Source organism: Thermoproteota archaeon (genome assembly GCA_030130125.1).
Taxonomy (GTDB): domain Archaea; phylum Korarchaeota; class Korarchaeia; order Korarchaeales; family Korarchaeaceae; genus Korarchaeum.
This window is the reverse complement of the sequence record JARZZM010000024.1, coordinates 1-12468: the sequence shown is the minus strand read 5'-3', so window position 1 is coordinate 12468 and position 12468 is coordinate 1. Positions and strand designations below refer to the sequence as shown.

General features: G+C 53.4%; 16 protein-coding genes and 1 tRNA gene. 7 read left to right on the top strand and 10 right to left on the bottom strand.

Annotated elements, in window-relative coordinates; all coding sequences use genetic code 11:
* Nucleotides 1-563: 563 nt before the first annotated feature.
* The 4 genes from QI197_04935 to QI197_04920 all read right to left on the bottom strand — a co-directional run bounded on the left by QI197_04935 (nt 564) and on the right by QI197_04920 (nt 2279).
* A tRNA-Tyr gene (locus QI197_04935) sits at nt 564-683 on the bottom strand.
* 56 nt (nt 684-739) lie between these two features.
* On the bottom strand, nt 740-1261 hold the full coding sequence (locus tag QI197_04930; GenBank protein ID MDK2372704.1) for a macro domain-containing protein: 522 nt from the start codon (nt 1259-1261) through the stop codon (nt 740-742).
* A gap of 38 nt (nt 1262-1299) precedes the next feature.
* Nucleotides 1300-1593, bottom strand: a complete 294-nt coding sequence (locus QI197_04925; protein ID MDK2372703.1) for a Trm112 family protein — start codon at nt 1591-1593, stop codon at nt 1300-1302.
* On the bottom strand, nt 1590-2279 hold the full coding sequence (locus QI197_04920) for an HAD family hydrolase (GenBank protein MDK2372702.1): 690 nt from the start codon (nt 2277-2279) through the stop codon (nt 1590-1592). Before QI197_04920 ends, QI197_04925 begins: the two co-directional genes overlap by 4 nt.
* A 48-nt stretch (nt 2280-2327) precedes the next feature.
* On the opposite strand from QI197_04920, the gene QI197_04915 reads away from it, so the two are divergent.
* Nucleotides 2328-2588, top strand: a complete 261-nt coding sequence (locus tag QI197_04915) for a hypothetical protein (GenBank protein ID MDK2372701.1) — start codon at nt 2328-2330, stop codon at nt 2586-2588.
* On the opposite strand, the gene QI197_04910 is transcribed toward QI197_04915, so the two are convergent.
* Genes QI197_04910 through QI197_04900 form a run of 3 tightly spaced genes read right to left on the bottom strand, consistent with a single transcriptional unit; the run spans nt 2530 to nt 4146 of the window.
* Nucleotides 2530-3201 (bottom strand): winged helix-turn-helix domain-containing protein, encoded by a 672-nt coding sequence (locus tag QI197_04910; protein MDK2372700.1) that lies wholly within the window; start codon nt 3199-3201, stop codon nt 2530-2532. The two genes, QI197_04915 and QI197_04910, sit on opposite strands and share 59 nt — an antisense overlap.
* A gap of 38 nt (nt 3202-3239) precedes the next feature.
* Complete coding sequence (locus QI197_04905; protein MDK2372699.1) at nt 3240-3899, bottom strand: HAD family phosphatase; 660 nt, start codon at nt 3897-3899, stop codon at nt 3240-3242.
* Nucleotides 3892-4146 carry a hypothetical protein gene (locus QI197_04900; GenBank protein ID MDK2372698.1) on the bottom strand — a complete coding sequence of 85 codons (255 nt, stop codon included), beginning with the start codon at nt 4144-4146 and terminating at the stop codon, nt 3892-3894. The genes QI197_04905 and QI197_04900 overlap by 8 nt, the downstream gene beginning before the upstream one ends.
* A 45-nt stretch (nt 4147-4191) precedes the next feature.
* Here QI197_04900 and QI197_04895 point away from each other — a divergent pair, with 45 nt between their 5' ends.
* From QI197_04895 to QI197_04880, 4 genes are read left to right on the top strand one after another with little or no spacing between them, the layout of a single operon-like run.
* Nucleotides 4192-5154: a deoxyhypusine synthase gene (locus tag QI197_04895; protein ID MDK2372697.1), complete on the top strand. Its 963-nt coding sequence runs from the start codon at nt 4192-4194 to the stop codon at nt 5152-5154.
* Nucleotides 5155-5196: 42 nt separating this feature from the next.
* Complete coding sequence (locus QI197_04890) at nt 5197-6333, top strand: DUF1512 domain-containing protein (protein ID MDK2372696.1); 1137 nt, start codon at nt 5197-5199, stop codon at nt 6331-6333.
* Nucleotides 6334-6765 carry a hypothetical protein gene (locus tag QI197_04885; protein MDK2372695.1) on the top strand — a complete coding sequence of 144 codons (432 nt, stop codon included), beginning with the start codon at nt 6334-6336 and terminating at the stop codon, nt 6763-6765.
* A 13-nt stretch (nt 6766-6778) separates the two neighbouring features.
* Nucleotides 6779-7255 carry an NUDIX hydrolase gene (locus tag QI197_04880; GenBank protein MDK2372694.1) on the top strand — a complete coding sequence of 159 codons (477 nt, stop codon included), beginning with the start codon at nt 6779-6781 and terminating at the stop codon, nt 7253-7255.
* 9 nt (nt 7256-7264) lie between these two features.
* On the opposite strand, the gene QI197_04875 is transcribed toward QI197_04880, so the two are convergent.
* The 3 genes from QI197_04875 to QI197_04865 are packed head-to-tail and all read right to left on the bottom strand — an operon-like array spanning nt 7265 to nt 10519.
* Entirely contained in the window at nt 7265-8440 is a 1176-nt protein-coding gene (locus QI197_04875; protein ID MDK2372693.1) for an FAD-dependent oxidoreductase, read from the bottom strand.
* A 56-nt stretch (nt 8441-8496) separates the two neighbouring features.
* Nucleotides 8497-9792, bottom strand: coding sequence for an ABC transporter permease subunit (locus QI197_04870; GenBank protein ID MDK2372692.1), 1296 nt, complete (start codon nt 9790-9792; stop codon nt 8497-8499).
* Nucleotides 9776-10519, bottom strand: a complete 744-nt coding sequence (locus QI197_04865; GenBank protein ID MDK2372691.1) for an ABC transporter ATP-binding protein — start codon at nt 10517-10519, stop codon at nt 9776-9778. The genes QI197_04870 and QI197_04865 overlap by 17 nt, the downstream gene beginning before the upstream one ends.
* A 41-nt stretch (nt 10520-10560) precedes the next feature.
* On the opposite strand from QI197_04865, the gene QI197_04860 reads away from it, so the two are divergent.
* Both QI197_04860 and QI197_04855 read left to right on the top strand, forming a co-directional pair.
* The gene (locus QI197_04860) at nt 10561-11775 is read left to right on the top strand and encodes a hypothetical protein (GenBank protein MDK2372690.1); all 1215 of its coding nucleotides are present in this window, start codon (nt 10561-10563) and stop codon (nt 11773-11775) included.
* 10 nt (nt 11776-11785) lie between these two features.
* Nucleotides 11786-12439: a hypothetical protein gene (locus QI197_04855; GenBank protein MDK2372689.1), complete on the top strand. Its 654-nt coding sequence runs from the start codon at nt 11786-11788 to the stop codon at nt 12437-12439.
* Nucleotides 12440-12468: the final 29 nt, after the last annotated feature.

The window sequence follows — 12468 nt, the reverse complement described above, 5'->3', positions numbered from 1 at the left end:
ACACAAGGGTCCGATTGACGCTATACTATAAAGTCCCCGCACGATCGTTCTATCCAACGAGGGGGTCAGGGGAGGACCACTTCATCATCGCCTCCGGGGGAGCTCAAAAGGGTAAGGTAAGCCGGCCGGCCCTCATCCCCCTAGTTGAATGAGCGTCCTCTTATGTAATCTTTATCGCTTGAAAGTAAGTGGAGTGGATGTATCATGGCTGAAGAGGACCTCCCACCAAGTCTGAGGAACGTGCTTGAGAAGCTCGACAGAGGAGAGGAAGTGAGCGATAAGGAGTTATCTAATGCCTTTGCTGAGCTCAGGAGAGATTTCTTCAAATTAGGAGAAGTTCTACTCTCCGCGAGATTACCCCTATATGAGATGATCAAGCTGGGCATAGAGATGGCGGACGAGGATCTCTTCCTCGCATGCGAAGAGCATGATTCCCTGAGGAGGATCGTCTACAAGGTCGTGAGGATGATGAGCGGGGAGAGTTTGGAGAAGGCGTCCAAGGAGATATTCTCTAAGGACTTGGAGAGAACACTCTTGGGTGCGTTCATAATAAGGAGATTGGGTGGTCGGGGCGGGGGGACTTGAACCCCCGGCCTGCCGGTATCTGTGAGAACGGGCCGCTGACGGAGCGCCACCCGGCGCCCTCTACAGCCGGCCGCTCTGCCAGGCTGAGCTACGCCCCGCCACCTAGATGGGTGCAACCCCCTATATTAATTTTACAGTCCGAGCCGCGCGACAGTCACGACAACTCTCCGAGGGAGGCCTCTATGTCCATCTGAGCCGCCACCCTCTGGAAGGTCTCGAAGTCCTCATTGCTCCACGCGACCAGCACTACCTCCTCTAGACTCGATTTAAGAACCTCCTCCAGAATTATCCTCACCGCCACCTCCACGGGCACTCCCCCGACTCCCGCCCCCATGGCTGGAAAAGCTAGACTCTCCAAGCCCAGTTCCTCCGCCCTCTTGAGAGCAGCCCTAACGGCTCTCCTCACGAACTCTGGATTACTCTTTCCCCCGGGAGACTCCACCGTGGGCGCGTGTATGATATATTTGGCCTTGAGCTTTCCGGCTGAAGTCTCTACAGCCTCTCCTATCTTTATGGGGGCTTTTTTAAGGGCTTCCTCCTGTATCTCCTCACCACCCTTTCTCCTTATCGCGCCGGCAACACCTCCACCCATGATAAGCTGGACATTGGCTGGGTTCACCAGGGCGTCCACCTCGACTTCGGTGATGTCACCACGCACTATCATTATCCTCGGCATTAGATCACCCCCCTTATATAATCAGGAGAATGGGGAATTTAGAGATTGAGCTCCTCAGGCCTTAACATCCGTGGAACACCGGCTTCTATCGGATATTCTGCACTGCAGTTCTCGCAAATTAGCTTACCAGTTACCACCTCCTTACTCATGCACTCCATGCATAGGGAAGGGTTACTTGGTTCTCCTCCCGAGAAAGCACACCATTTCTCGCAGAGGGGCTTCTCTGGTTTACTGGGCAACCCCTCCACTACTTCTTCCCTTTCAACAACCAGCTTCAAGGGAAAGTGATGGCATTCCGGGCACGCCAAGAGATCCAGCAGTCTCCTCCTCAAACGATCACCTTCAGGAGATTAGGTAACTCCCCCAAGCTTTTAATCATGCTATCCGCATCAGGTCTCTGGACACCCTCTCTCACGACCCATATCGTCCTCATACCGGCCTTCTTAGCACCTTCGATGTCTTCATAAGGGGAATCCCCGATCATCACGGCTTCCTCAGGTCGGGCACCCATCACCTCCAGTGCGCGCATGAATATTTCTATAGTCGGCTTCCTGACCCCGACCCTGTGAGATGAGACGATTACTTGGAAGAAGTCGAGTAGACCATCCTTCCTCAACCTCTCCACCACCATGTCGTGGTAGGGTGTGTTAGATACTACCGCTAACTCGTACTTCGAGGACAGTTTATCCAATGTCTCTTTAGCTCTTGGTTTCAGAGTGGTTAAATCCAGCATCGGCGATGCGTAAGCCCTCAGATGCTCATCCTCCACATTCTCAACCTCCAAGAAACTTAAGAAGGACTCCAGCTCTAGAGTAGCAGGTATTTCAATGCAACTGGCTCTCCTCCTACTATCGAAGGCGTCAAAGAGTCTCCTGTAGAAATTAAAGGCCCTCTCCTCAATGCCCGGATCTTCTATGCCCTCCACCTTCAGGATGTTCCTGACCCTATACCGGTAGTAGAGGTCCAAGTCCGGAGGGTCGATAATAGTCCTCCAGAAGTCGAAGAGGAGGTAAAGCATATTACTTCGAGGGAGCGGAGGATAATAACTTGGCGGCGAGGTGTTTGGATGTCAGATCACAAGTACGAATTGCAGGTAGTGAAACTACAGAGGGCAATGAGGGTCCCTAAGGACTACAAGGAGAAACTGAAGGAGCTGTACGGTAATAAAGTGATATCCAAATTCTCTAAGGATGCAGTGGACTGCCCGGTGCGGGGTGAGAGGGTAAGCTTTCTCATATGCATGGGATGTCCCAACTACGTTAGGAGGTTCAAGGGGTACGTTCACTGTAAGGGGGAACCTCTCGACGGAGAACTAGGAGAGCGATGAGTAGGGCTGTGAGAATCGATGCGGCCAAGGCGAGCATCAGGGGAGTCATCCAATCGGCCTCCATACTGCCTCGTGGTCTCCTAACTTCAACTTCAGGCACTCCTCCTTTCTCAGCCCCAGCCGGTGTTTCCGGGTAGAGGGGGACTGCAACAGTAGTGGTCCTCTCCTCCGCCGGCATAACGGCAGGTCTCGGCCCCATGAGATACCAAGGCATGCCCACTATGAATATGGCCACGAGCACGCTGATCACGAGGCTTTTCACCAGTATCTCCTTGGGAGGAAGCGCTCTTCCCATAAAGCTTCTCAGATAACTCTCTTTATCCTCCCTAGTCGTGGGAACGACCAAGAAGGCAGATGAAGATAGGGTGTAGAGGGTCTTCCTGCCTCTCCTCCCAGCCATCGTTCCTACGACTCTTATGACGCCCGCTTCCAAGAGCTTATCGATGTGAAAAACTATGGTGGTCAGTGGCTGGTTCAGCTCCTTGGCCAGATCGTTGGGACTCTTGGGATACTCCCTGAGTGAGGCGATGATTCTCCTTCCAAGGTCGTTAGCTATCTCCTGCCCGAAGAGCCTAACCCTGTCATCATCCAGCGTGAATATCTCCCAGTCCATCCGAACAGGTGGGCGAGGATCCGATATAAATGGACGAGTTAATGTTCAATACGCGCCGAACTTTTCCACTCTATGAGAATGTCCGCGGCTTCCGAGAGGCTGTCGACCACATGGTCAGCTAAGAACCTTATAACCTCCGATCTGGGCCTGAACGCGATCTTCTTCCCTATCTCCATGCGGAAAATCGATAGATCACTCTCACCATCTCCCACAAAGGCCACCCTACGGAGAGGGACACCGAACCTCCTCGCCACATCCTTGAGCTCCTCAGACTTCCTATCTGGGTCCAGCTCCCTCAGGATCCCCAGTACCCTACCGTCTACTATCCTCAACTTGGCGGATCTGCAGAAGTCCATCCTGAGCATGTTGCAGAGCCTCTCGGCAATCACGTCGAGACCGGAGCTGATGAGCCCTACCACAAACCCCTCCTCCTTAAGCCTCCCCACCGCCTCCTCTGCGTCCTCAACGGGCCTCAGATTCTCTACTTCCCTCAGCACGGTGGAAAAATTCCTCTCTCTCCATGAAGAGACATCCAGTTCAGCCCATTTCCTGTAGTCGATCTCGCCCCTCTCATACATCCTCCTATATCTGGAGGCCATCTCTTCAGTACCCAGAAGCTTATGTACGAACTCCCATGAGCTGTTTATGGGAAGGAGAGTCCCATCCATATCGAACGCTACCAGGTAGGCCTCACTCAAAGCTTAACACCTCCCTTATCAGGGATACTGGCACTAGGAGGAAGTTCCCCTCGACCCTGCAACCCCTCCACTCGAATCCCTCGATGCGGTCCATCAACCTGTCATCCCCACTCTCTCGCTCATAGTATCTGAACAGCGCTTTTAGCTCTATCCTAACGATCTCTTGATCTCCTGCGTTGGAGAGTATTCTGGGACCGTGCACTTTCAAGTACCTCTTCAACGCATCGATCACGCGCTCCCTTCCCATTGGCACCACCTTATTTACGTGGACCATCCCATTTGCTCGATAGGTATGAGGAGGGTCGAGGATATTACCCTGCGCCCCGGAATGACCGCCTCGGATATCATCGGGGAGATGGAGAAGGCCGGCGGTTTCACCGCCAAATTCGTGGCAGAGGGAGTTAGCATCCTAGAGGGGATGGTAAGGGATCCGGAGTCGGTGAACTTCCTCTCCTTCCCAGCAGACATTGTCTCCACAGGGGTGAGGGGGATACTGGTAGACATGCTGAGGAGGAACCTGTTCGACGTTGTGATAACTACAGGGGGCACGATAGACCACGACATCGCTAGGTGCTTCGCTGACTACTACCACGGGAGTTTCGATGCCGACGACTCCGAGCTATATGAGAGGAGGATACACAGGCTAGGGAATGTGTTCATACCCTTCGACAATTACGGACCCGTGGTGGAGAGGTTCGTGAGGGAAGAGGTACCGAAGGTCTTGGGGGAGTCTGGAAGGAAGATATCTCCCAGCGAGCTGCTCCATAGTCTGGGCGAGAAGATGTGCCCCAAATCCATCCTGAGGACGGCTTACGAGGCTAAAGCCCCCATATTCTCCCCAGGCCTCTTGGACTCGTCGTTCGGTACCGCTTTAAGCTTCCTATCCCAAGAATCGGACTTCCATCTAGACTTCATCAAGGACATGCTGAAACTGGCGGACCTCTCCTTCACCATGAAGGTGAGTGGAGCCCTAGTCTTGGGGGGCGGGATATCCAAGCACCACACAATATGGTGGAACCAGTTCAAAGGAGGACTCGACTACGTCGTGTACCTGACCACTGCAGTGGAGTGGGACGGGAGTCTCAGCGGGGCGAGGGAGAGGGAGGCCATAAGCTGGGGTAAGGTCTCCAAGAGGGCGGTGAGGACATTCATACCCGGAGAAGTGTCCGCTCTCCTCCCGCTCATGTATGCGGCGCTCCTCGACAGGATCAGCGACTTCCAGAGGGAAGGGAGACAATTAATCGGGAAGCTTTAAAACGGGGTAGCTCTGGGTTGGTCCCGTGAGGAGGGTGGTGCATTGAACCAAGAGCTGGGAATAAAGCTCATGCAGACCAATCAGAGTGACTGGTTCTCATGGATCTTCTTCCTGATATTCATCACCATCATGCAGTTCTACGCTAGTAAGCTCCAAGCCCAACTATGGATCAACGAGATCAGGAAAGCCTTGGCCAAGCTCGAGGAATACACTAACGACGCTACCAAGAAATTCGTTGAAGAGGCATCCAAGTACGGCCGTCCGAAGGAGGAGGTAGAATCTCTCTTCAAGAGAATCAAGGGGTTCTTCGTGATACAGCCTGTCACTCTAGACCCATTTGGCGCCGTCAAGAGGCTGGAGCACCTACTAGAGAGCTCCAAAGATCATCTCAACAAATTCATGGTCGAGATAGCCCCCAAAGCCGACGAGTGGAAGAGATCCAACCTGAGGGATCAGATGTCCGGCGTCTTGGCCCTTGACATGATATACAGGATCGTCCGTCACTACTTCATACTAGGGAGGAGAACCCAGAACCTCATATACATCGCCCAGATCCAGATGCTGCTCCCCGAAATCCTCAGAATAGCCAAGGCCTACTGGAAGGCGGGCGAGGCCTTCAGGAGGGGCATTCCTATAGGGGACAGCATCGGTCCGATGGTGGCTTTGAGGCTCATGAACGGAGTAGAGCCCAAGGAGGTGGCCGAGAATATAGTCGGAGCGGAGGTGGACATAGAGGGGAGAAGATCCTTTATCATAAAGGCGAAGGGTCCGGGATCGGAGGTAGGGAGGCCCGGAGTGGCCATCGAGAGGATAGTCGAGAGCAGGGAGGGTAATGTCTCCCTCATCATCATGATAGACGCGGCCGCCAAGTTGGAGGGCGAGCCGACAGCTGAGGTGGTTGAGGGAATAGGGGCGGCGATAGGGGATCCAGGACCCGAGAAGCTGAGGATAGAGGAGGTCGCCACCAAGTACAAGATACCACTGCACGCCATAGCCATTAAGGAGGATCCGCTCGACGCCATAACCTCCATGAGAGAGGAGATAGCCAAGTCGGTGGATGAGGTCATAGAGAGGGTAAAAATGGCGATAAGATCGAAGACCCTCCCGGGAGACTTCGTGCTCATAGCAGGGATAGGGAACACTGTAGGGGTTGGCAACACGATGGGAGGTGCTTCATGAATGTCCTCCAACAACTCCAACAAGAAGGGAGCTCCGACAGGGTTCTACCTATTCTGGATAGCATCAATGGTGGGTATAGTGCTTATCTCAGTTCTCTTCTTTTACATGGGATTCTCCTCGCTTCAGGAAGGGAACACAAATGATGCGATCCTGAATATAGTGATGGGAGTAGCTGGCATGGGCATAGCCGTTAAGGTCGCTTACGACATGGCCAAAGCAAGGCTCGCCTATCAGGAGGAGCACCAGGAGATCTTCACCGAGTTGCACTGCACGAATTGCGGGAGGAAGATGCTAAGGACATTCAAGGAGGGGGACTTCGTCGGGAAGCTCTCTACCGACGATAAGTGCCCCAAATGCGGCTCTTCTATGCTCATAGTCTCAATATTCGCCAAAACTCCCAAGCAAAAGGCTAAAGAGAAGGCCTTGCAATGAGCGGTGACCGCCTTTGAAGAAGACTAAGATCCATGTGGTGCCCTGCGTGGTGATATTCAATAGAGAGGGCAAGGTACTGCTGCTCAAGCGGGCTAGAAGCAAGAGGAACGGTGGCAGATGGGAGGTACCGGGCGGCAGCCTGAGGTACGGTGAGTCGCCGAGACGAGGTGCTTTAAGGGAGCTGAGGGAGGAGACGGGCTTCAAACTAACCCCTTTGGACCTCAGACCCGTGGACACGTTCGGGGTCATATATCCGGAGATGAGGGTAGAGTTCATAATTCCGCTGTACACGGCCGTCGTCGACAACGGGGTGGATCCCGTGATAAGACCAGAGGAGCACGACGACTGGGGTTGGTTCACCATAGAACAGATAAAAGAGATGGAATTGAGAGACGAGACCATGAAGGGAGCCTACATAATGGTTAAGGCGGCCAAAAAACTGCTCGACTCCCTAAACGAAGGGAAAATGGGGGGAAATGTGTCTGGCTGATTTCAGATCTCAGGAGACCTTCACGCCCAGCCTGCTCACGGGCCACCTCCTTATCATGGCCATCATGACTTCCATTCCCTTCCAGCCCACCTCTTCCTTGGAGATAGCGCTGAATCCAAGCACTCTCTTCGTGTTCTTCTCGTAGACGATATAGGCGTGGTCACCCCAACCGTCTCCGCTGAGATACACCCTGTCAGCCTCAAACCCCTCGTTCTCAGCCTCAACTCTCGTCAGCCCAACCGAGGCCATGTGGATCCCGCCGAAGAAGACATCCTTCTGGAACCTAGGCACCCTATAAGCTGCCTTGAACCCCGTGAGCGCTTTAGCCGCGTTAAGGGCCATTATGCTAGCGGCGGTGCCTATCCCCATGTATATGGGCTTATTGGTTAATATGTCTATGACGGTCGCGTTATCCCCGACGGCGAATATGTTGGGATCCGAGGTCCTCCCCTGCTGATCCGTCTTTATAACCCAACCATCTAGGAGTTCGAGGCCCGCCTCCTTGGCCAACGTTATCTCAGGGCTTACACCCGTGGCCACGAAGGTCATCTCCGAGCTGACCTCCTTGTCTTCATCCACTATGACTTTGCAATCTCTCACCTCCTTGGGCTTACCGTGGACGAACTCCACCCCTTTCTCGGCCAAGAACTCCTCTAGTTTGGCGGATAGCTCAGGCTCCAAGCTCCTCCTGATGAGCCTCGACCTCACTATAACCTTGGGCTTGGCTCCGATGGCTCTAGCAGCGTCGGCCACATGGAGGGCCACGAAGCTGGCGCCGATTATTGCCACCTCATTCGGCTTCTCATCTATCAGCCTCTGGACATCCCCCAATCTCCTGAAAACGGCGCAGTTCTCCCCACCCTTCAGTCTCGAGGGGATAGTGGGGTTTGAGCCAGTGGCCAATACGAGGTAGTCGTACGGAATGGTCCTACCATCTGAGAGGACGACTTCCTTCTGCTCCCTCCTTATCTTGGTCACCTTGTCCAAAATGATCTCTACGTCCTTGGACTCCAAGTGCCTAGTGCTCACCCAGAGGTCCATCCCCTGCGTGACGAGCCTCAGCTTGTGTCTCACGTACGGTCTCTCATCACCGATAACAGTGATCTTAGCGTCCGGAACTTGCTCGGCAACATGCCAAGCAGAGCCTAGTCCTCCCAGCCCAAATCCGACGACAACAACCTTCACTCAGAACACCGCGCAGGGTGGGGGAGGGTAATTGAAAAAGTTAAACGAAAGGTCCCTCAACCGAAGATCACGGACTCCCTTCCGAACATCTTTGCACTTAACCATAGGAATACAACTAGATAGAGGATCGAGGCGGTGAGGGAAGTTGCTATCACTCCTAGATCTCCGGGGTTTACTATCATATCCCTGGCGAACATCGCGAGGCTGGATATGGGTAAGGCCCTCAGTGCGGGGTGGAAGGACTGAGGAGCGTAGGGGATGGCGACCATAGGCACCACCAGTATCAGGGTGAGGAAACCTATGTACTGCTGTGCCTCCTTGAAGGTCTTGGCGAAGGAAGCGGCGGTTATCATAACCGCATTCCCCGTCAACCCACCCAAGGCTACCGTGATCAGGATCCCCAAGGTGAGGTAGAGGAGCCTCGATGGTTCCATCAGCTGCGGCACGGATCCAGCCGCTAATGACTCACTCATTGATGTGATGGCGAATCCAACCCCTATCAAAGCGGAGAATAGGGTCGCTAGACCGCTTATCAGGGATAATAGGGTGAGAGCACCGAACTTCCCCAGCAGGAGCTGCCCTCTACCGACTGGATTGGTGAAGAGGGCTTCTAAGGTCTTCCTCTCCCTCTCGCCTGCTATCATGTCTATAGCGAATGTGCCAGCACCCGTTATCGCGATTAGCCCCACCATCATCGGGAGGACCATAGCCGTCAGCACCTCTCCGGTGGTGGCCCCCTTCCCCGTGCTGGTGACCTGAACCGCCACGGGCACTATCGGCTTTATGTACTCCTCTGAGAGGTTTATGGCCTCGAGCCTCCTCCTCAACACCTCCTCGGAGTACTCGCTCACTATCCTCTGGACCACCCCCATAGCCACGGATGATCTGGCCCCGTAGGGATCGTAGTAGTAGACCAATCTACCCGTCTTCCCCGAGCTGAGGTTCTCGTAGAACCCCTCAGGGATCTCAACGATGAGATCAACATCTCCACTCAGCACTAGACCCGTATAGTTACCTCTACCCATGACGATCGAAACCAGGGCTTCCGATGAATTCTCTAAGGCCTCGATCTCCTTGGCGAGATCCATTCCACGGGGATCCTCCACGATCACCATGATCTTCGGGGGGATTGTCTTAGGGCTCAGCATGAGGGTGGGGAGGGATATGACCAAGGGCATGAGGATCATGGGGAGGAGTACCACATTCAGCATGGTCCTCCTATCTCTAAATGCCTCCAATACCTCCTTCCATGCCACAACCAACCAAGGCTTTGGAGGGAGGGAATAACCCTTCTGTCCAAATCCCTTAGAGAGCTTTACTACACCGGAAGATCCCTTAAACAGCTTTCTCAATGACCTCACCCCTCACCAGCCTCACGAATATATCTTCGAACTCCCTCTTCCCGGCGATCCTCCTCAGATCCTCCTTGCTACCCTCGTACCTCAATGTCCCCTCACTGATGATCGCTATGCGATCACAGAGCCTCTCCACCTCCCACATATTGTGCGTGGAGAGTATGACGGTCTTCCCGGATCTGGCGTACTCTTCTATCATCTTCCTTATCTCTCGAGCGCTCATCACGTCCACACCCAGCGTGGGCTCGTCCAGCAGGAGAACGGGAGGCTCATCAAGGATAGCTCTAGCGAACGCTAGTTTCTGTTTCTGTCCTCTAGATAGCTTATCAGCTACCACAAACCTCTTCTCAGTGAGGCTCAGGATCTCAAGGAGTTCCTTTATCCTCTTCCGGAGCCTCCCCTCATCCATTCCCCTCAGTTTACCGAAGTACACCAAGTTTTCCTCAGCTGTCAGTCTGGGATAAACTCCGGTATCCTCCGGGAGCACGCCCATCTTTCTCTTGGCCTCTATGGGATTCTCCCTTACATCCACCCCCATCACCTTTGCCGTCCCAGAGGTGGGCTTCAGAACCCCGTAGATCATTCTCAGCGTCGTGGTCTTTCCGGCCCCATTAGGTCCCAGCAATCCGAATATGGTCCCTTCCTCCACCTTGAAACTGAGTTCTCTGACCGCTAAGAGATCACCGAAGGCCTTAGTCAATGATATAGCTTCGACCGCGACCATCAACACACCCCGTTTATATATTCAAGCTGAGAGAACCCCTGATGAGGTACACGGCCGCTGCATCGCTTATAATGATGGTGATGCTGCTAGCGATACCTTCCCCACGACCTACACAAGCTCAGATAGCATTGCTGGGTGTATCGGACACCGAAGTGGTCGCTGGCGGTTTCTTCTATGCCTTCATAAACGTGACATCTCCCGGGACTAGGCCCATAGTCGAGTTCAAACTGTACATCTCAGCTCCATCCAGCTGGAAGGTCGAGCCCTATGGGGCCAGCGGGATAAACGCGGAGGGTAACAAGATAGACATCAGGTGGGATGGAAACACAGCCATCTATCGGGGAGACGGTGCTACTACGGCTCACGTGGCCTTTATAGTCCGAGTTCCCCTCCAAGACATGGAGGTCAGCAGGACCATATCGGCCAGAGGGCACCTCATAGTCAAGGAAGGGAAACGCCTCGTGAAGTACGCCGTGACGGGCAGTAAGCAGATCTATGTCCACAAGTGGGAGCCGATGGTGTTCTTGAACCTCAGCAAGACGGAGGTAGTACCACCCTCTATAATAGTCGCTAATGTGACCGTCCTCACCGGGCCGCCCCTGTACCCCACGGCCATGAGGAACGTCGTGGTCAAGGTGGAGGACAGCATCTCAGGTCTTTTATACAACGAAACTGTCGAGTACTGGAGCTATCACAGAGTATTATTCGCCAGAATACCGATAAAGATACCTATGGACGCTCCTGGGGGCCAGCAGAAGGTATCAGTGACCGTCGAGTATGAGGTGGCTGGTAGGAGGCTAAGAACATATGTGGATTACTCATACGAAGTGATAAAGCCCTCAAGCGTTAAAATAGAGAGGATAGAGATCCCTGAAGAGGTAAAACTGGGTAGGCAGTTCAAGTTCAACGCTACAATTGTCAACCCATCCTCATTTAAGGCTTTAGATGTGGAGCTCCATGTCAAGTTCCTGAGTAGGCATGAGGTTGTCAAAATAGGGGATCTGGGCCCGGGTAACTTCTCATTCGTCAGCATACCCCTGAAGGCGGAGAAGGAAGGGAATCACTCCATTGCAGCCTGGATCGCTTGGGTCCAAGAGTATCCTAAGGAGTTGAGGAGATCTAACGAGACGACTCAGGTAATTTATATAGCGAGAGAGGAGTCACCATACTGGATCACGGTTCCCGTTTTACTTCTGGTGATCACGATTGCGGCAGTTAAGTACATCGCTAAGAGGAGAGGAGCTGGAGAAACTTAAAAGTCATGTGATGAAGGAGGGGGGAAGGGTCCTCCCTCCAAAGAGTAAATGGGAGCTCTTCAGGTTCGAGGTGCTCGACTGCAAAGGAGTGGCCTATTTAAGCGGTAAAGTGGTGTACCACGAGCCCCTCGTTCCTCTGATAGAGAAATCCTTGATAGAACGACCCGGGATAGAAATAGGGTCCGATGAAGCTGGGAAAGGTGAGAGATCCGGTCCCATAGTGATCGCTGCCGTCGCACTGGATGAGGATGGTAGGAGATTCCTCAGAGCTAGGGGGTTACTGGAATCGAAATCTCTATCCAAGCACAGGCTCTTGGAGCTCGCTGATATGGTTAAGGGGAGAGCGCTGGCGTTGAGTTACAGAGTCGTGACTCCAAATCAATTGATGAGCAGGTGGAGTAAGGGGAAACTGAACGATCTGCTAACTGAATGGCACCTACAAGTGGTTTCAGATGTCTTCGACGTGGTAGAAGCCTCTAGGATAATTGTAGACTCCTTCGACGAGGTTAGGCTCAGAGAAGCTTTCTCATCCTTCGAGAGTAGGGAGATAGAGGTCGTGATCGAGTCAGGAGCCGATCTCAAGTACCCATCAGTAGCCGCCGCTAGCGTCGTAGCAAGGAGGATCTATCTAGAAAAGATGGATGAAGGGATCAAGTGGGCGTAATCACTCAGGGAAGGGATGCTTGTAGCCTA

What these genes read in the sequence shown, in the direction of transcription:
- QI197_04930 (MDK2372704.1), bottom strand. Translation starts at nt 1,261, where the DNA reads ATGCCGAGGATAATGATAGTGCGTGGTGACATCACCGAAGTCGAGGTG.
- QI197_04920 (MDK2372702.1), bottom strand. Translation starts at nt 2,279, where the DNA reads ATGCTTTACCTCCTCTTCGACTTCTGGAGGACTATTATCGACCCTCCG.
- QI197_04915 (MDK2372701.1), top strand. Translation starts at nt 2,328, where the DNA reads ATGTCAGATCACAAGTACGAATTGCAGGTAGTGAAACTACAGAGGGCA.
- QI197_04910 (MDK2372700.1), bottom strand. Translation starts at nt 3,201, where the DNA reads ATGGACTGGGAGATATTCACGCTGGATGATGACAGGGTTAGGCTCTTC.
- QI197_04900 (MDK2372698.1), bottom strand. Translation starts at nt 4,146, where the DNA reads ATGGGAAGGGAGCGCGTGATCGATGCGTTGAAGAGGTACTTGAAAGTG.
- QI197_04895 (MDK2372697.1), top strand. Translation starts at nt 4,192, where the DNA reads ATGAGGAGGGTCGAGGATATTACCCTGCGCCCCGGAATGACCGCCTCG.
- QI197_04885 (MDK2372695.1), top strand. Translation starts at nt 6,334, where the DNA reads ATGTCCTCCAACAACTCCAACAAGAAGGGAGCTCCGACAGGGTTCTAC.
- QI197_04865 (MDK2372691.1), bottom strand. Translation starts at nt 10,519, where the DNA reads ATGGTCGCGGTCGAAGCTATATCATTGACTAAGGCCTTCGGTGATCTC.
- QI197_04860 (MDK2372690.1), top strand. Translation starts at nt 10,561, where the DNA reads ATGAGGTACACGGCCGCTGCATCGCTTATAATGATGGTGATGCTGCTA.
- QI197_04855 (MDK2372689.1), top strand. Translation starts at nt 11,786, where the DNA reads ATGAAGGAGGGGGGAAGGGTCCTCCCTCCAAAGAGTAAATGGGAGCTC.